This window comes from Pantoea sp. EKM101V, assembly GCF_011800325.1.
GTDB lineage: Bacteria > Pseudomonadota > Gammaproteobacteria > Enterobacterales > Enterobacteriaceae > Pantoea > Pantoea anthophila.
In genome coordinates this window covers 40,487-57,210 of the sequence record NZ_JAALFP010000010.1, presented here as the reverse complement: position 1 = coordinate 57,210, position 16,724 = coordinate 40,487, and the positions used below count along the sequence as shown (strand labels likewise).

The following is a 16,724-nucleotide window of genomic DNA, read 5'->3' as shown; positions in this document are numbered from 1 at the left end:
TCGGACAATTTTCATTAATCCTTGTTTTATCCCGGCCAGACTCGCGGCTTTGCGCAAGGACAGGTGGCGCAGAGCGGAAAAGGCGGTATAATCCCGCGATTTTTTTTTAGCTCAACTCATTCCGGGAGAACACCAATGAAGATCGTGGAAGTCAGACACCCGCTGGTCAAACATAAACTGGGCCTGATGCGTGAGCATGATATCAGTACAAAGCGCTTTCGTGAGCTGGCGTCTGAAGTGGGCAGCCTGCTGACCTACGAAGCGACCGCCGATCTGGAAACGGAGCGCGTCACCATTGAGGGCTGGAACGGCCCGGTTGAAATCGATCAGATCAAAGGCAAAAAGATCACGGTGGTGCCGATTCTGCGTGCCGGTCTTGGCATGATGGAAGGGGTTCTGGAGCACGTTCCCAGCGCCCGTATCAGCGTGGTTGGGGTTTACCGTGATGAAGAGACGCTGGAGCCGGTTCCCTATTTCCAGAAGCTGGTTTCTAACATCGAAGAGCGCCTGGCGCTGGTGGTAGACCCGATGCTGGCGACCGGGGGCTCAATGATCGCCACCATCGACCTGCTGAAAAAAGCGGGCTGCACCAGCATTAAAGTGCTGGTACTGGTTGCTGCCCCGGAAGGGATCGCTGCACTGGAGAAGGCACACCCTGACGTTGAGCTCTACACGGCGTCCGTGGATCAGGGACTGAATGAGAAGGGTTACATCATTCCCGGACTCGGCGATGCCGGGGACAAGATTTTCGGAACCAAATAAATCGCATAGCCGACCAGAGAGTCGGCTTTTTTTTGCAAAAAAAAGCTCTCCGACCGGGGCGGGTTTGCCGCAGGGCTGACCCGCGTGCCTGAGGCTGTGCCTGAAGCGCGCACCCGTGGGGAAAATAACATAAGGGGATAAATGATGACTCGTCGCGCCATTGGCGTCACTGAACGACCGCCGTTACTGCAAACCATTCCACTCAGCCTGCAACACCTGTTCGCCATGTTTGGTGCCACGGTGCTGGTGCCGATTCTGTTTCACATCAACCCGGCGACGGTTCTGCTGTTTAACGGCGTCGGCACGCTGATCTACCTCTTTATCTGTAAGGGCAAAATCCCCGCCTATCTCGGTTCCAGTTTCGCCTTTATCTCGCCGGTACTGCTGTTGCTGCCGCTGGGCTATGAGGTGGCGCTGGGGGGATTTATCCTCTGCGGGGTGCTCTTTTGCCTCGTGGCGCTGATTGTTAAACGCGCGGGAACCGGCTGGCTGGACGTGATGTTTCCGCCAGCGGCGATGGGCGCGATTGTCGCCGTAATCGGTCTGGAGCTGGCGGGCGTAGCAGCCAATATGGCGGGCCTGCTGCCGGCAGAAGGCAGTGCACCCGACAGTAAAACGGTGCTGATTTCGCTGGTGACCCTGGCCGTCACGGTATTTGGTTCGGTGCTGTTCCGCGGCTTCCTGGCGATCATCCCTATCCTGGTCGGCGTGGTGGCGGGTTATCTGCTCTCCGCGTTTATGGGCATCGTGGACTGGCGCGGCGTGGTCAGTGCCCCCTGGTTTGCCCTGCCGACCTTCTATACGCCGCGCTTTGAGTGGGTGGCGATGCTGACGATTCTCCCCGCCGCGCTGGTGGTGATTGCCGAACATATCGGGCATCTGGTGGTCACGGCTAACATCGTGAAGAAAGATCTCATCCGCGACCCTGGCCTGCATCGCTCAATGTTCGCCAACGGCTTGTCGACGGTGATCTCCGGCTTCTTTGGCTCCACCCCGAACACCACCTACGGCGAAAACATCGGCGTCATGGCGATTACCCGTGTCTACAGTACCTGGGTGATTGGCGGTGCGGCGATTCTGGCGATCCTGCTCTCCTGCGTCGGCAAACTGGCGGCGGTGATCCAGGCGATCCCGGTGCCGGTTATGGGCGGCGTGTCGCTGCTGCTGTATGGCGTGATCGGCGCTTCGGGTATCCGCGTCCTGATCGAATCGAAAGTCGATTACAACAAAGCGCAAAACCTGATCCTGACCTCGGTGATCCTGATCATTGGCGTCAGCGGCGCGAAGGTGCACATCGGCGCGGCAGAGCTGAAGGGCATGGCGTTAGCGACGATCGTGGGCGTCGGACTCTCATTGATCTTCCGGGTGATCTCGCTGCTGCGTCCGGAAGAAGTGGTGCTGGACGCCGAAGAATCCCGCGAGCCCTGATCGCATCGTGAAGGACAGGATCGGGGCAGGGACGCCCCATTCATCTCTTTCTGAAAACTGTGGTAGACTTCCCCCGATTTTTTGCTTGTTCTCTTGCTGAGGTGCTTCTGAACACGCCGGCACAATTGTCATTGCCACTCTATTTACCTGACGATGAAACCTTCGCCAGCTTCTGGCCGGGGGAGAACCCGTCGCTGATTGCCGCGCTGAAAGGCGCTCTCAGCCAACAACATGGCAGCTATCTCTACTTCTGGTCACGCGAAGGCGGCGGGCGGAGTCATCTGCTGCACGCCGCGTGCGCCGAAATGTCCGCACGCAGTGAAGCGGTCGGGTATGTGCCGCTGGACAAACGCACCTGGTTTGTACCGGAAGTGCTGGAGGGGATGGAGCAGCTGTCACTGGTCTGCATCGATAACATTGAGTGCATTGCCGGTGAGCCGGAGTGGGAGATGGCGATCTTCGATCTCTATAACCGCATTCTGGAAACCGGCAACACGCGGCTGTTCATCACCGGCGATCGTCCACCGCGCCAGCTGAATCTGCAGCTGCCGGATCTCGCCTCGCGCCTGGACTGGGGGCAGATCTATCGCCTGCAGCCGCTCTCCGATGAAGATAAACTGCAGGCGCTGCAACTGCGCGCCGGGTTACGCGGCTTTGAGCTGCCGGAGGATGTGGGACGTTTCCTGCTGAAGCGACTGGATCGTGAAATGCGCACCCTGTTTGAGACGCTGGATCGGCTGGATCGTGCCTCGATCAGCGCCCAGCGCAAGCTCACCATCCCCTTCGTTAAAGAGACGCTCGGCCTTTAAAGAATGTCGAGCACCGCTTCCGGCGGACGTCCGATTCGCGCCCGATCGCCCTTGATCACAATCGGCCTTTCAAGCAGTTGCGGATGGGCGGCGAGCGCGTCCAGCAGCGCACTTTCCTCTTTATCACTCAACGCCAGTTCGCTGTAGAGCGCTTCTTTCGTCCGCATCAGCTGGCGTGCGCTCTGCATCCCCAGCTTCTGCAGCAGACTCTGCAGCGTCTCGCGGTCAGGCGGCGTCTGCAGATAGAGCACCACTTCCGGTGTCAGGCCGCGGGCGTTCAGCAGGGCCAGAGTTTCGCGGCTCTTGCTGCAGCGCGGGTTGTGGTAAATCGTCACCATGTCAGGCTCTCCCTTTCCGGCTGTTATGCTCAGCCTTTCTGATATTGTTTGAAACGCTGCTGCAACTGACGCAGCTGATCGATACGGGCATCGTAGCGCGCCTGCTTCAGGCTGCCGAGCGGCACCTGGGCGCTGGCGCTGCTCAGTGCGCTAATCGCCTGATCGAGCTGACCATTCAGTGCCAGACTCTCGGCCCGCGCCGAGAGCTCCTCATCATTCAGCCCCTGCTGAGCAGACGCCTGCGCCAGTAAATCCCAGCCGTTGGGGTCATCCTTGTTTGCCCAGGTGTAGCGATTCAGAATGCGGCTGGCGCTGGCATACTGTTTCGCTTCTACATAGGCATTCGCCAGGTTGAGCTGCACCACCGGGCTGTTTTTCGCCCCGGTAGCCGCGGTGAGCAGGGCAATCGCCTGCTGCGGCTGGTTCAGGCCGATATCGATATCGGACATGATGTCGAGGAACCAGACATTACCGGGCTGCTTCGCCAGCAGCGGGGTCATAATCCGCTTCGCGTCGGCAAAACTCTTCGCCTGCAAAAACTGTATCGCTTTGCCATATTGTGAGGCCAGCTGCTCACGCGAATTGCCGCTGGCATACTGGCTCAGCAGTTCGTCAGTAAGCTGATTGCGCCCGGTGGAGTACATGCCCAGCGCCCGGACCTTCGCCAGATAAAAATCTTCCGTCGACTGCACGACTACTGGCCGCATCTGGTTGGCGCGGTTTCGGGCATCCGCCAGACGGCTGTCGGGCAGGGGGTGCGTCAGCAGAATTTCCGGTGGCTTTGACGAGAAGCGGCTCTGATCGGCCAGCTTCTGCAAAAAGTTCGGCATCGCCTGCGGATCGAATCCGGCGCGCTGCAGCACCTGAATCCCGATGCGATCTGCCTCCTGCTCATTGCCCTGGGTAAAGCTGATGATCCCCTGCTGGGTGCCCGCCAGCGTACCGGTCAGTGCGGCCATGCCCGCCTGCGGACTCGCCATCGCCAGCAGAATGGAGCCCAGCGCACCGACCCAGGTCAGCGGCGCATTGCGCTTCTGATCTTCCATCGCGCGCGCCAGATGGCGCTGGGTAACGTGAGAAATCTCATGCGCCATTACCGACGCCAGCTGGCTTTCATTCTCGGTAAAGCGGAACAGCGCGGAGTGCAGCACCACATTGCCGCCAAAAAAGGCAAAGGCGTTCAGCTCATCGTTCTGTATCAGAAAGAAGTGGAACGGCGTTTTCACCGAGTCAGCGTGCGCAACCAGGCGCTGGCCGAGCTGATTGATGTACTGATTAAGAAGCGGATCGTTGATCAGCGGTGCGCTGGCGCGAAGCTGGCGGACATAGAAGTCGCCCATCTGCAGCTCCTGATTAATCGACAGCGTCGAACCGGCCGTGGTGCCAATATCGGGAAGAGAATCACTGACATCAGCGTAAGCCGGTGACAGCGTGGACAGAATGAGCGTCGGCAGAAGCGCGGCGATCAGCGTTTTTTTTAACCGGTTCAACATGCCTTAATCCTGTAGAGAGGCTCTGAAAAGAGACAGGTGCGCAGCGGGTAGGTTCCCTTTTCCGCAGATAACGACGGTTTGCGCCTATCTTAACCAGTGCCCGAAAAGAAAGAAATGCTGTTTTCGGGGCCAGCCGGCGGCGCGGTTTGTGCAAGATAAGCGAATATGACGAAAAAATTTGAACATCCCTGAAACCTAAACCGTAGTTAAACGGATAAGCCGGGGCAGGGGATTGCCCGCGGCGGCGCGCAATTATACAACGGCTTATTTACCCTGCTGATTGAGTCCGGCATGAATAAAGCAGAATCTTCTGTCGGTCTTCTGACGTTAATCCGCATTCCTTTTTAAAGTTATGTAAATTCACTCAAAAAAACTGAATATGGCATGATTTTTTCCAGGCCAAATCTGAAAAAAACAGCGAAACGCATGGGTTTAATCCTTTTTTTACATTGATAAATTCAATCGTTATTCCGGCCATATTTGTTTTTTTCTATTTAACGCTGGCTGTTATTTTTTAAATCTTTCCCCTGTCGCCATAAATAAGGCGGCCCTTATCGCGGGCCAGTGATAAGAAGACGGTTTTTAGTCGCTAATGAAATTTTTCGATTAATTCAGGCGGTGAATCATTTCTGCTGTCATCAGCAGCGTGCCTGCCCGCCTTTCCTTCAGGAGAGAATCACGTCCGCGCTGTGATATAGATAGCCGACCTGATTCAGTCCTGAATCGGCCAGAGATTATTTGCCGGAGAGAAGTGTTATGCGTTCAGCTATTTCGTACGCGTTAATCGCCATTATCGGTGGCGTAGTGGGTGCGGCTGTTACACAGAGTGGCACTATTTATGACAAAGTCACACGCCATTTTGCCTCAGAGCCTCAGGAACCCGCCGGATTCTGGAGTACACCGGCGATTGAAGGCTACGGCAAAATTCATTATGAGCCTGATGCCGCTTTTAAGCCGGTGCCGGGTCTGAGCAATAAAATCGTTTTCCAGATCACCCGCAGCGATGGCGCGATGACCGCACCTAATCTGGGACTGGAGCGCGTCGCGCGGGTAGTGAATCTTTATATCGCCTCTGGCGTTCCGGCCGATCAGCTGAAATTTGTGGTTTCGGTTACCGGTGACGCGACCCCCGCCATGCTGGATAACGCCCATTTCAAACAGTTTTATGGCATCGACAATCCCAACCTGAAGCTGATTAACGAGCTGAATCAGGCGGGCGTCAAAGTCTCCGTGTGCGATCAGTCGGTGGCCTTCCACCACTATCCCAACAACTGGATTGATAAATCCGTTGTGCATGCGCTTTCCAGTCCAACCACGGTCTCAACGCTGCAAAACCAGGGGTATGCGTGGCTGGCAATGTAATTAACGTTTTATTTAATCGGGAGAATATCTGATGCGTCCAGCAGCTTTAGTGGTGGTGGCAGCCGTCGCGGGATTTATTGGCGGCAATGTTTTACAGCTGCCCGCTTTATTTGGTAAGGCCAGCGATAAACTGGCGGAGAATAAAACCGAGCCTGCCGACTTCTGGAGTACACCGGCAATTGAGGGGTATGGCAAAATACATTATGTCGATACGCCAGCCTTTAAACCCGGCACAACGACAGGCCTGAGTAATAAAATCGTCTTTCAGATCAACCGCAGTGAAGGCGATATCCGTAAACCGAATCTCGGTCTGGAGCGCGTCGCGCGTGTAACCAACCTCTATTATGCGGCGGGTGTTCCGCTCGACCAGCTGAAATTTGTGGTATCCATTAACGGCGACGCGGTTTCATCTGCCCTGAATAATGCGCAGTTCAGCAAAGCCTACGGTGTCGATAACCCGAACCTGAAATTAATCAGCGAACTGAAAAAAGCGGGTGTGCAGGTCACTATCTGTGACCAGTCAGTGGCGTTTCATCAGCTGGAGCGTGACTGGATCGACCCGATGGTCACCCACACGATCTCCAGCGGCACAACAGTCGCCACCCTGGAAAACAGCGGTTACGCCTTCCTGATGCTCTGATCCTCCTGACAGCGGCGTCATCGCCGCTGTCATCTGCTGTGCTTTGCTTTTCCTGTAAGGCGGACCGGCCTTACTCCTTTCTTCTCACCGGATGCGCCCTGTCGCTTCAGGCTGGCCTTAATTGCCGCGGCTCCTACGATAAAACGTCATGTTTACCGGGGTTCGGGACCCCTATCTATCGTGCTTTTTCCCTGTCAGCAGAGAAGCCCTGATCATTAAATCAGTGCCAGGATAATTTGTATTTAGTCGGCTGAAATTTGTCTTAATGCTGCTCAAAAAGGCCAGCAGGGTGTAGACTTAAGCCCGGATTATCAGCTGGCTTTCATTAAAAAAATAATCAGGCATTCATGACATGACTTCCTTCTTCGGGGCGGCAACGCCATGCTAAAGCTGTTTCGGCCTAAAGCCGATTTGCGCAATCTCATCGCCCTGCTGGTCATTGTCAGTATTGTCATTACGCTCGCCAACACACTTTACGCCACCTGGCGGGTGCAGCGTCAGGTGCTGATCGATTCCACGCTTGAAGCTAACCGCGCCTATGCCGCCAAGCTCGCCTCTACCAGCGAAATCTTCTTCCAGCTGGCGCAGTCACAGCTGCACTTCAGCGCCAATCAGCTCAGCCGTGACTTTAACAATGATGCGTTGCTGAGCAGTGAGGTCAACCGCCTGCGTGAGCAGACCACCAGTTTTAACTCGGTGGTGGTGGTGGATGGGCAGGGCGTGGTCAAAGCGATCTCGCCTGAGTCCCTGACCCTGAAAGGCATGCATCTCACCAGTGATGCCTCGCGCGAAGCGCTGACGCTGCGGCAGCCGGCGATCAGCAAACCGACGCTGTCACCGGCCAACAATCTGCTGGTGTTTGTCTCGTGGCCGATCTGGAGCGAACAGGGCGACTATCTGGGCTACGTCGGCGGCACCATCTATCTGAAAAAGAAAAGTATTCTGAATGCGCTGCTGGGTGAACAGTTCTACCGCGATGGCACCACGGTTTATGTGCTCGACAGTAATAATGAGGTGCTGTATCACCAGAATCGTCAGCTGGTGGGCAAAACCCTGCCTGCTATCGTCAGTCCCAACGGTGAGGAGACTAACGGCTCGCTGATGATGACCGGTGCGGGAGAATCCACGCAGCTGGCAGGCTATGCCGTCGTTCCGACCACCGGCTGGACGGTGGTGGCCCTGAAGCCCATCAATGCCACGCTCGATCCGCTTTCCGGGCTGTTAATGAAAGTGCTGAAAAACTCGGTGCCGTTTGCGCTGCTGACTCTGCTGGTGGCTGTGGTGCTGGCGCGACTGATCGCCCGCCCGCTGTTTCAGCTGGCGCGCAAAGCCAGCCGGATGGATGCGCAGGGCGTCTCTAAGGAGATTGGCGGTATCAGCGCCTGGTACTTTGAGGCCGCACAGGTGAAGCGCGCGCTGCTCACCGGTATCGGCCTGGTGCAGGACAAAATCGGCCGTCTCAGCTCAGAAGCGCAGACCGACCCACTCACCCAGTTGCTGAATCGCCGCGGGCTGAACGCGGTCCTGGAGTATTACCGCACGCTGCGCCAGCCTTTCGCGGTGCTGGCGCTGGATATCGACCATTTCAAAAACGTTAACGACAGCTGGGGCCATGACGTCGGTGATCGGGTGATTCAGCAGGTGGCCAGCACGCTGCGTGCCAGCGCCCGTCACTCGGATGTCGTATGCCGCAACGGCGGAGAAGAGTTTCTGATGCTGCTGCCAGGAACGTCGCTGGATGAAGCGCAGGTCATCGCAGAGCGGGTACGGCAGGGCATTGCAGAAGCCTGGCTCAGGGATGTGGGGCGGATTACCCTCTCTATCGGCGTCGCGGCCTGGAAAGGAACGCAGGATGCCGGGCTGGAAGTGAGCCTGAAACAGGCGGATGCCGCGCTTTATGAGGCAAAGAATGCCGGGCGCAACTGCGTTATCGTTGTCCGATCTTAACGGTTCGGGAAGCGTGGAGGGCGGGGAAAGAGAAAGAAGAAGGGCGCGGCACCCAGGCTACCGCGCCCTTAAGATCAGGCGGACTTAACGTAATCCAGCACCATGTCGTGGTGATTCGAGGTCTTGAAGTTATCAAACACTTTCTCAACCTTGCCCTCTGCATCTACCAGGAAGCTGATGCGATGAATGCCGTCATAGGTTTTACCCATAAACGTTTTTTCACCCCAGACGCCAAACGCCTGGCAGACTTCATGGTTTTCATCCGAGAGCAGGGTAAAGTTCAGCAGCTCTTTTTCCGCAAAACGTGACAGTTTTTCCGGTTTGTCGGTGCTGATACCCAGCACTTCCACACCCGCTTTTTTCAACTCATCCATGTTGTCACGCAGACCGCACGCCTGCACGGTGCAGCCTGGCGTCATCGCTTTCGGGTAGAAGTAGACCAGAACGCGCTGTCCCTGGAAGTCGGTCAGATTCACTTGTTCGCCGTCCTGATCGGGCAGGCTAAATGCGGGTGCGGTGTCACCGGCTTTCAGTGGATTCATCACATCTCTCCATTTTTTTATTCAGGCTGTGGGTAATACACCATCCAGCGAAAAACAACCAGAGGGAACGTTACCATCAGGGGGTATTTCACCACATAGCCGGTCACGTTTCAGTGGCAGTAATGTGGAGAAATAACTCCGGTTTATTTGCAAAGTTTAGCGCACCGCGCTGACAGATTCGCTGCTGTCGGCATCTGACACACTATAAAGGCGCAGCGTGCCCTGGGCATTCAGCTCCTGACACAGCACATTGAACGCCTGCTCAAAGGTGGTGCCGCTGGTGCGTGTCGGACTGTGTGCCGTCATCTGAATATAGAGTGTCGGCGGCAAACTCTGTTGCGCGGGGGTGATGCGCGACACCAGTTCGGCCACGTTCATCTGATGCTTATCAATGAGATCGGTAAAGCGCTCGATGATGTGCGGTGAATCGGCGACCTCAACCTGGATAAAGGCGGTATCCGGCATCGGCGGGCGTAACCGCGCGTTGGTACGCTTCATGACGATCAGCAGCTCCAGCTCTGCCCCTTTCAGCGGCAGCGTCGATTCAATTAGCGTGATCGCATTCCAGCTGCCGGACAGCAGCATGATAAACGTGAACTCATCCCCGAGCATGGCAAGACGACTGTCTTCAATATTGCAACCACAGCTGCTGACGTGTCGGGTAATGGTGTTGACGATACCCGGACGGTCAACACCGAGGGCGGTGATCACCAGATGATGGGGCTGAGATTGCGACAAAATGGCTTTTCCTCTGCTTTCGCTAATAACCATAAGGTAAACATAAAAAAAACTGCTGACAAGCGCGGGAATAGCGTGGCTTGCTTGCTTTTCCCTAAGCGTAAAACGTACCATGAAGCACTTGTTTGTCGAGGGGATCGCCAATGTTTACGGGAAGTATTGTTGCACTCGTTACGCCAATGGATGACAGCGGTAATGTCTGCCGGTCGAGTCTGAAAAAACTGATTGATTATCACGTCGCCAGCGGCACCGCGGCGATCGTTTCCGTCGGCACCACAGGCGAGTCTGCCACCCTGAGTCATGAAGAGCATGGCGATGTGGTGATGCTGACCCTGGAACTGGCCGATGGCCGTATTCCGGTGATTGCCGGAACCGGGGCTAATGCCACCGCTGAAGGCATCTCCCTGACGAAGCGTTTTGAACATTCCGGCGTGGTGGGTTGCCTGACTGTCACCCCTTACTATAACCGCCCGACGCAGGAAGGGCTGTTCCAGCACTTTAAAGCGATTGCTGACAGCACCAGCCTGCCACAGATGCTCTATAACGTTCCCTCACGTACCGGTTGTGACATGCTGCCGGAAACCGTTGCCCGCCTGGCCGAAATCAAAAATATTATCGGAATCAAAGAGGCAACCGGGAACTTATCGCGGGTTAGTCAGATCCAAGAGCTGGTTAATGAAGATTTCATTCTGGTGAGTGGCGATGACGCGACGGCACTGGACTTTATGCAACTGGGCGGCAAAGGCGTCATCTCGGTGACCGCGAACGTGGCTGCGCGCGAAATGGCGGAAGTCTGCCAGCTCGCACAGCAGGGCAATTTCGTCGAGGCACGCCGTCTGAATCAGCGTCTGATGCACCTGCACCAGACGCTTTTCTGTGAACCCAATCCTATCCCGGTGAAATGGGCAGCGAAGCAGCTGGGATTAATCGCTAACGACACGCTGCGTCTGCCAATGACGCCACTGACAGCAGCCAGCCAGCCGAAAGTGGAACAGGCGCTGGTGAAAGCGGGTTTGCGATAATTTAGGGAGTTTGAATGAATTACTCAGTAAAGCGGTCAACAATTGCCACAGTGGTGGGGCTTTCTACCCTGATGCTGTTGTCGGCCTGTTCAACCGATCAGCGTTATAAGCGCCAGGTCAGCGGCGACGAATCCTATCTTCAGGCCAGTGAACTGCATGAGCTGAAAGCGCCTGCCGGGATGATCCTGCCGGTGCAGCGTGGCGACTATGATGTGCCCCGCACCGCCAGTCAGGGCCCTACCGGCAAGCAGCTGGACATCCGTCCGCCAGCACAGCCGCTGGCACTGATGAACGGCACCCGCGCGCAGTTCAGTAACAACACCGGCGCGCTGATCATTGATAACAGCCGTGGCTCGGTCTGGTCGCAGGTCGTCAATGTGGTGCAGTCCTACAAATTCCCGATCGCCTCCCGTAATGATGCCGGTCAGCAACTGACGACCGACTGGGTTCAGTGGAACCGTGCGGATGAAGATCAGCAGTACCGCGGTCGCTATCAGATCAGCGTGCAGTCGCAGAGCTATCAGCAGCTGCTGACCGTGCGTCTGCTGGAGCTGCAGCAGGATGGGAAAACCATCACTTCACCTGCCCAGATCCAGCGTTACACCGCGCAGATGCTGAATGATATCAGCACCGGCATGGACAAGATCGATACCGCCAGTGAAAACGCGGCATCCGGCCGGGTGAATGGCGCGATCGATGTGCAGAGCGGTGCCGATGACACCGGTCTGCCTATGCTGATCCTGCGAACGCCTTACAACGTGGCCTGGCAGCGTCTGCCAGACGCAATGAAACGCGTTGGCATGGAGGTGACTGACACCACCCGCTCCACTGGCAGCATGAAGGTGACCTACAAGTCACTGAGCAGCAGCGACTGGGATTCCGTGGGCGCGAAAGACCCGGAATTGCCGAACGGCGATTACAAAGTGCAGGTCGGCGATCTCGACAACCGCACCAGTCTGCAATTCATCGACCCGAAAGGGCATGTGCTGACCCAGTCGCAGAACGATGCGCTGGTGGCCGTGTTCCAGGCGGCGCTGAACAAATAAAGTTGCCTCAGGCCGGAGATTCTCCGGCCTTTTTATTTTGTTTTTGGCATAATAGCGCGCGGCGAAGTAAACGATTGCGTCAAGGCAATCGCCGCAGCGGCGCTGGCCGCTGAACACCCGTTATTTCAAGTCTGGAGTGAACAAGATGCAAAAGCGAGCTGAGTTGTATCGCGGTAAAGCGAAAACCGTATACAGCACCGATAACCCGGATCTGCTGATACTCGAATTCCGCAACGATACGTCAGCAGGTGATGGCGCCCGAATCGAGCAGTTTGATCGTAAGGGAATGGTTAACAATAAGTTTAACCACTTCATCATGACCAAATTGCAGGAAGCGGGTATCCCGACCCAGATGGAAGCGCTGCTGTCCGATAACGAGGCGCTGGTGAAGAAGCTGGAGATGGTACCGGTAGAGTGTGTGGTGCGTAACCGCGCCGCAGGATCGCTGGTAAAACGTCTGGGCGTGGAAGAGGGCATGGTGCTTAATCCGCCGCTGTTTGATCTTTTCCTGAAAGATGATGCAAAGCATGACCCGATGGTCAACGAATCCTACTGCGAAACCTTTGGCTGGGTCAGTAAACAGAACCTGGCGCGGATGCAGGAGCTGACCTTTAAAGCTAACGAGGTGCTGAGCAAGCTGTTCGACGAGGCGGGACTCATTCTGGTCGACTTCAAACTGGAGTTTGGTCTGTTCAACGGTGAAGTGACGCTGGGCGATGAGTTTTCCCCGGACGGTGCGCGCCTGTGGGACAAAGAGACGCTGGATAAAATGGACAAAGACCGTTTCCGCCAGAGCCTGGGGGGTGTAGTGGAAGCCTATGAGGCGGTGGCACAGCGACTGGGCGTTAAACTCGACTGAGTCTGACGACCGTGCAGAACATAAAAAGGAGAGCCCCGGCTCTCCTTTTTTCATTTTGGCGTAAAGCTGGTGATTGCTTCGTCGCACAACTAAAATCATGCCATCTGAAGATTATCAAAGGGAGTAGAGCATGCGCTGGCAAGGGCGTCGCGAGAGCGACAATGTAGAGGACCGTCGCGATCAGTCATCCGGTTTTGGCGGCGGCGGACGCCAGATTCGTCTGCCACGTGGTAAAGGCGGCATCGTGCTGCTGATTGTGGTGGCGGTAGCAGGCTATTACGGTTACGACCTTACCGGACTGCTGACCGGCGGCGACGTGGCACCGACCAGTCAGCAGCAGCGCAGCGTCAGCGCCAATGATGATGAGGCGGCGAAATTCACGAAGGTGATTCTGGCTACCACTGAGGATACCTGGGGCCAACTGTTCCAGCAGATGAACAAGCAGTATGTGGCCCCGAAGCTGGTGATGTATCGCGGCGCAACCCGGACCGGCTGTGGCACCGGCCAGTCCGTGATGGGACCGTTTTACTGTCCTGCTGACCAGACCGTCTACATTGACCTCTCCTTCTACGACGAGATGAAGACGAAACTGGGCGCGGGCGGAGACTTTGCTCAGGGGTACGTGGTCGCTCATGAAGTGGGTCACCACGTGCAGAAGCTGCTGGGCATTGAGCCAAAAGTGCGTGAAATGCAGCAGGGCGCCAGCCAGACACAGGTCAATCAGCTCTCTGTCAAAATGGAACTGCAGGCGGACTGTTTTGCTGGTGTCTGGGGACACTACATGCAGAAGGAAAACATCCTGGAAGCGGGCGATCTACAGGAGGCGCTGAATGCTGCCGAGGCGATTGGTGATGATCGTCTTCAGCAGAAAGGTCAGGGGCGCGTGGTGCCGGACAGCTTTACCCACGGCACCTCTGAGCAGCGCTACACCTGGTTCAAGCGCGGATTTGATGGTGGCGATCCGGGACAGTGCAACACCTTCGCCAGCAACTGATGTCTCTGCCACAGCAGACGCAGCTAATGCAGCAGGCCGGTGTCCGTCGTCTGGCGGTGATCAGCGGCGACCCGGCCTGGTGTGTGATGCGGGCCGCAGAGTGGCGTGAAATGCTCCCGGGCGACTGGCTACAGGTGAGTCCTGAACCGCTGTTTACGGGGCCCTCTGATGCTCCCGAACCGCATAAACCGCCCGGAGCGCTGCGAACGCTGCTTGGTCGCGAGTTTCATCACGCCATTTTTGACGCCCGACAGGGCTTTCATGCCGAGGCTTTCGCTGCGCTGGCGGGGACGCTCAGCGCCGGTAGCTGGCTGTTACTGCTGGTGCCGCCCTGGGGGCAGTGGTCGCAGCAGCCTGACGCCGATAGCCTGCGCTGGGCAGATGTTGCGGAACCGATCGCGACGCCCGGTTTTGTTCGCCACCTGCAACAGCTGATCATCGGCGATAAGCAGGTGCTGCTGGTGCGTCAGCATCAGCCTGACCGTTTTCCGCCCCCACCGGACTGGCCGCACTGGCACTGTCAGGCACCGCAACAGCAGCAGACGATACTCGATCAGCTGGCGACGATGCCTTCTGGCGTCGCGGTCCTGACCGCCGCCCGCGGACGGGGCAAATCGGCGCTGGCGGGCATGCTGGCCCGGCAGAACGGGCAGTGTCTGGTGACCGCCCCGGCCAGAGCCTCCACGGAAGTGCTGGCGGCCTTTGCTGCTGAGGCTTTCCATTTTATGGCCCCGGATGCCCTGCTGGCGTCTGATCCCGTACCAGCGGCGTCGTGGCTGATCGTGGATGAAGCGGCGGCCATCCCGTCTCCGCTGCTGCAGGCGCTGGTCAGCCGCTATCCCCGCGTCCTGCTGACTACCACCGTGCAGGGCTACGAGGGGAGCGGGCGCGGGTTTATCCTTAAATTCTGTGCCGGGCTGCCGCAGGCACGCTACTTCACGCTGGATGAGCCGCTGCGCTGGTCGCGTCACGATCCGCTGGAGCAGTGGCTGAATGCGGCGCTGCTGTTTGAGGATGCTGCTGCCATCACGCCTTCTTCTGCCGTGACGCCACACCCGGTACCGCGTCACGATTTCCCCATGCTGGAGGCCGCCTATCGTCTGCTGACCAGCGCGCATTACCGCACCTCGCCGCTCGATCTGCGCCGCCTGCTGGATGCACCGGGTATGCAGCTGTGGCGGGCAGGGGAGCCGCCGGGTCTGCAGGGGGCGCTCTGGCTGGTGGAGGAGGGCGGGCTGGAGCCCGCCCTGGCGCAGGCGGTCTGGGCGGGCACCCGGCGACCGCGCGGCAATCTGGTGGCGCAGTCACTGGCCGCACACGCGGGTCTGGCTGAGGCGGCGACCCTGCGCTCGCTGCGCATCAGCCGGATTGCCGTGGCGGCGGAGAGCCGCCGTCGGGGAATGGGGCAGCAGCTCGTGGCCGCCGCCGCCCGCGCCGCCGCCGATCGCGACTACCTCTCGGTCAGCTTCGGCTACACTGAATCTCTCTGGTCATTCTGGCGCGCCTGCGGTTTTACGCTGGTACGGATTGGCAGTCAGCGTGAGGCCAGCAGCGGCTGTTATACGGCGATGGCCATCCTGCCCTGTTCTGCAGCCGGCGAGGCATTGCAGCGTCGCGCGGCAGAACAGCTGGCGCGTGACTGGCCGCTGCTGCGTCAGCACATCGCGCTGGAGCTGCAGTTTGAGGCGAGGTGTGATGATGGATGGCGTGCGCAGGACATCCCGCTGGCCGCGGGTTTTGCCTGGGCGCAGCGCCCACTGGAAGCGAGCCTGCCGGTGTTGCAGCGTCTGGTGGCGGCCAGTGCGGCACCAGACTCACTGCTGGCCGCAGCGGTAAGCACACCGGATGCGTTAAGCGGGCTGGCACACCAGGCGGGCATAAGCGGACGTAAGGCGCTGATTTCGGTACTGCGTCAGCAGGCGGCAGCCGCCCTGGAAAGTCTGGGCATTCGGCAGGATGCGCTGCACCCGTCGTTGAAATAATTCGACCAGCCGGTTCAAATAATCCTCATATCATTCTTTGCCAGCTGGCGTAGAGTGAATAACGGAGGTCACTATGACACTGAAATATGTAATCGTTCAACAGCCTGCCACCACGGCTCAGCTGTTTCTGCTCTACCATGGCGTAGGCGATAACCCGGATTCGATGGGTGAGATTGGCAGCTGGTTTGCCCGGACATTTCCTGAGGCGCTGGTGGTTTCTGTTGGCTCGCCGGCTGCGGGCCGTCAGTGGTTCAGCGAGGCTGAACTGCACGATATGACGCTACAGCAGCGGGTTAACGCGGCGATGCCACAGTTTGTGGAATCCGTGCGTCACTGGCAGAAAAAAAGCGGTGTGCGCCCGGAAGCAACGGCGTTAATCGGTTTTTCCCAGGGCGGCAGTATGGTGCTGGAAGGGGTGAAAGCCCATTCCGATCTGGCCGGCCGCGCGGTGGTGTTCAACGGCCGGTTTATTACCCTGCCAGAGAAAGCCAGCACCCGTACCACGGTTCACCTGATCCACGGTGATTATGATGAGCAGATTCCGGTGTTTCATGCGCAGCAGGCGGAGCAGCGACTCACCGCCAGCGGGGGCGACGTCACGCTCGATATCGTCGACGATCTGGCGCACGCTATTGATGACCGCAGCATGACGCTGGCGCTGAATCATCTGCGCTACACGGTGCCAAAACGCTACTTCGATGAAGCGTTAAGCGGGGCAAAGCCCGGTGACGATGATGTCATTGCGATGATGTAAAAATGCCC

General features: G+C 57.5%; 16 protein-coding genes. 12 read left to right on the top strand and 4 right to left on the bottom strand.

Going from position 1 to position 16,724, the window contains the following annotated elements; translation table 11 throughout:
• The first annotated feature begins 135 nt into the window (after positions 1 to 135).
• The 3 genes from upp (at position 136) to hda (ending at position 2,999) form a co-directional block, all read left to right on the top strand.
• On the top strand, positions 136 to 762 hold the full coding sequence (upp, locus tag HFD92_RS15880; RefSeq protein ID WP_009088774.1) for a uracil phosphoribosyltransferase: 627 nt from the start codon (positions 136 to 138) through the stop codon (positions 760 to 762).
• A gap of 144 nt (positions 763 to 906) precedes the next feature.
• The gene (uraA, locus tag HFD92_RS15875) at positions 907 to 2,190 is read left to right on the top strand and encodes a uracil permease (RefSeq protein ID WP_046102358.1); all 1,284 of its coding nucleotides are present in this window, start codon (positions 907 to 909) and stop codon (positions 2,188 to 2,190) included.
• Between the two features lie 107 nt (positions 2,191 to 2,297).
• Positions 2,298 to 2,999 (top strand): DnaA inactivator Hda, encoded by a 702-nt coding sequence (hda, locus tag HFD92_RS15870; protein WP_219854829.1) that lies wholly within the window; start codon positions 2,298 to 2,300, stop codon positions 2,997 to 2,999.
• Here hda and arsC read toward each other — a convergent pair.
• Both arsC and HFD92_RS15860 read right to left on the bottom strand, forming a co-directional pair.
• Entirely contained in the window at positions 2,996 to 3,337 is a 342-nt protein-coding gene (gene arsC / locus HFD92_RS15865) for an arsenate reductase (glutaredoxin) (RefSeq protein WP_009088779.1), read from the bottom strand. The two genes, hda and arsC, sit on opposite strands and share 4 nt — an antisense overlap.
• 29 nt (positions 3,338 to 3,366) lie before the next feature.
• Positions 3,367 to 4,830, bottom strand: coding sequence for a M48 family metallopeptidase (locus HFD92_RS15860; RefSeq protein WP_009088781.1), 1,464 nt, complete (start codon positions 4,828 to 4,830; stop codon positions 3,367 to 3,369).
• Positions 4,831 to 5,586: 756 nt separating this feature from the next.
• Between HFD92_RS15860 and HFD92_RS15855 the strand changes: the two genes are divergently transcribed.
• The 3 genes from HFD92_RS15855 to HFD92_RS15845 all read left to right on the top strand — a co-directional run bounded on the left by HFD92_RS15855 (position 5,587) and on the right by HFD92_RS15845 (position 8,779).
• Complete coding sequence (locus HFD92_RS15855) at positions 5,587 to 6,192, top strand: DsrE family protein (RefSeq protein WP_009088784.1); 606 nt, start codon at positions 5,587 to 5,589, stop codon at positions 6,190 to 6,192.
• Positions 6,193 to 6,223: 31 nt separating this feature from the next.
• Positions 6,224 to 6,832: a DsrE family protein gene (locus HFD92_RS15850; RefSeq protein ID WP_009088786.1), complete on the top strand. Its 609-nt coding sequence runs from the start codon at positions 6,224 to 6,226 to the stop codon at positions 6,830 to 6,832.
• Positions 6,833 to 7,213: 381 nt separating this feature from the next.
• Positions 7,214 to 8,779: a sensor domain-containing diguanylate cyclase gene (locus HFD92_RS15845; RefSeq protein ID WP_009088788.1), complete on the top strand. Its 1,566-nt coding sequence runs from the start codon at positions 7,214 to 7,216 to the stop codon at positions 8,777 to 8,779.
• Between the two features lie 74 nt (positions 8,780 to 8,853).
• Here the strand turns inward: HFD92_RS15845 and bcp are convergent, their stop codons facing one another.
• Entirely contained in the window at positions 8,854 to 9,321 is a 468-nt protein-coding gene (bcp, locus tag HFD92_RS15840) for a thioredoxin-dependent thiol peroxidase (RefSeq protein WP_009088790.1), read from the bottom strand.
• Between the two features lie 156 nt (positions 9,322 to 9,477).
• Positions 9,478 to 10,059: a glycine cleavage system transcriptional repressor gene (locus HFD92_RS15835; RefSeq protein ID WP_167429236.1), complete on the bottom strand. Its 582-nt coding sequence runs from the start codon at positions 10,057 to 10,059 to the stop codon at positions 9,478 to 9,480.
• 143 nt (positions 10,060 to 10,202) lie between these two features.
• On the opposite strand from HFD92_RS15835, the gene dapA reads away from it, so the two are divergent.
• The 6 genes from dapA (at position 10,203) to ypfH (ending at position 16,716) form a co-directional block, all read left to right on the top strand.
• Entirely contained in the window at positions 10,203 to 11,081 is an 879-nt protein-coding gene (gene dapA, locus HFD92_RS15830; protein ID WP_009088794.1) for a 4-hydroxy-tetrahydrodipicolinate synthase, read from the top strand.
• A 14-nt stretch (positions 11,082 to 11,095) separates the two neighbouring features.
• Positions 11,096 to 12,127 carry an outer membrane protein assembly factor BamC gene (bamC, locus tag HFD92_RS15825; RefSeq protein WP_009088796.1) on the top strand — a complete coding sequence of 344 codons (1,032 nt, stop codon included), beginning with the start codon at positions 11,096 to 11,098 and terminating at the stop codon, positions 12,125 to 12,127.
• 145 nt (positions 12,128 to 12,272) lie between these two features.
• Positions 12,273 to 12,986 carry a phosphoribosylaminoimidazolesuccinocarboxamide synthase gene (gene purC, locus HFD92_RS15820; protein ID WP_009088797.1) on the top strand — a complete coding sequence of 238 codons (714 nt, stop codon included), beginning with the start codon at positions 12,273 to 12,275 and terminating at the stop codon, positions 12,984 to 12,986.
• A gap of 130 nt (positions 12,987 to 13,116) precedes the next feature.
• The gene (locus HFD92_RS15815) at positions 13,117 to 13,980 is read left to right on the top strand and encodes a neutral zinc metallopeptidase (RefSeq protein WP_167429235.1); all 864 of its coding nucleotides are present in this window, start codon (positions 13,117 to 13,119) and stop codon (positions 13,978 to 13,980) included.
• Entirely contained in the window at positions 13,980 to 15,962 is a 1,983-nt protein-coding gene (locus HFD92_RS15810) for a tRNA(Met) cytidine acetyltransferase TmcA (protein WP_167429279.1), read from the top strand. Before HFD92_RS15815 ends, HFD92_RS15810 begins: the two co-directional genes overlap by 1 nt.
• A gap of 73 nt (positions 15,963 to 16,035) precedes the next feature.
• Positions 16,036 to 16,716, top strand: a complete 681-nt coding sequence (gene ypfH / locus HFD92_RS15805) for an esterase (RefSeq protein WP_009088803.1) — start codon at positions 16,036 to 16,038, stop codon at positions 16,714 to 16,716.
• Positions 16,717 to 16,724: the final 8 nt, after the last annotated feature.

Bases quoted from the DNA above. Each gene is read 5' to 3' on its own strand.
- upp (WP_009088774.1), top strand. From the start codon at position 136: ATGAAGATCGTGGAAGTCAGACACCCGCTGGTCAAACATAAACTGGGC.
- uraA (WP_046102358.1), top strand. From the start codon at position 907: ATGACTCGTCGCGCCATTGGCGTCACTGAACGACCGCCGTTACTGCAA.
- arsC (WP_009088779.1), bottom strand. From the start codon at position 3,337: ATGGTGACGATTTACCACAACCCGCGCTGCAGCAAGAGCCGCGAAACT.
- HFD92_RS15860 (WP_009088781.1), bottom strand. From the start codon at position 4,830: ATGTTGAACCGGTTAAAAAAAACGCTGATCGCCGCGCTTCTGCCGACG.
- HFD92_RS15855 (WP_009088784.1), top strand. From the start codon at position 5,587: ATGCGTTCAGCTATTTCGTACGCGTTAATCGCCATTATCGGTGGCGTA.
- HFD92_RS15850 (WP_009088786.1), top strand. From the start codon at position 6,224: ATGCGTCCAGCAGCTTTAGTGGTGGTGGCAGCCGTCGCGGGATTTATT.
- HFD92_RS15845 (WP_009088788.1), top strand. From the start codon at position 7,214: ATGCTAAAGCTGTTTCGGCCTAAAGCCGATTTGCGCAATCTCATCGCC.
- bcp (WP_009088790.1), bottom strand. From the start codon at position 9,321: ATGAATCCACTGAAAGCCGGTGACACCGCACCCGCATTTAGCCTGCCC.
- dapA (WP_009088794.1), top strand. From the start codon at position 10,203: ATGTTTACGGGAAGTATTGTTGCACTCGTTACGCCAATGGATGACAGC.
- bamC (WP_009088796.1), top strand. From the start codon at position 11,096: ATGAATTACTCAGTAAAGCGGTCAACAATTGCCACAGTGGTGGGGCTT.
- purC (WP_009088797.1), top strand. From the start codon at position 12,273: ATGCAAAAGCGAGCTGAGTTGTATCGCGGTAAAGCGAAAACCGTATAC.
- HFD92_RS15815 (WP_167429235.1), top strand. From the start codon at position 13,117: ATGCGCTGGCAAGGGCGTCGCGAGAGCGACAATGTAGAGGACCGTCGC.
- HFD92_RS15810 (WP_167429279.1), top strand. From the start codon at position 13,980: ATGTCTCTGCCACAGCAGACGCAGCTAATGCAGCAGGCCGGTGTCCGT.
- ypfH (WP_009088803.1), top strand. From the start codon at position 16,036: ATGACACTGAAATATGTAATCGTTCAACAGCCTGCCACCACGGCTCAG.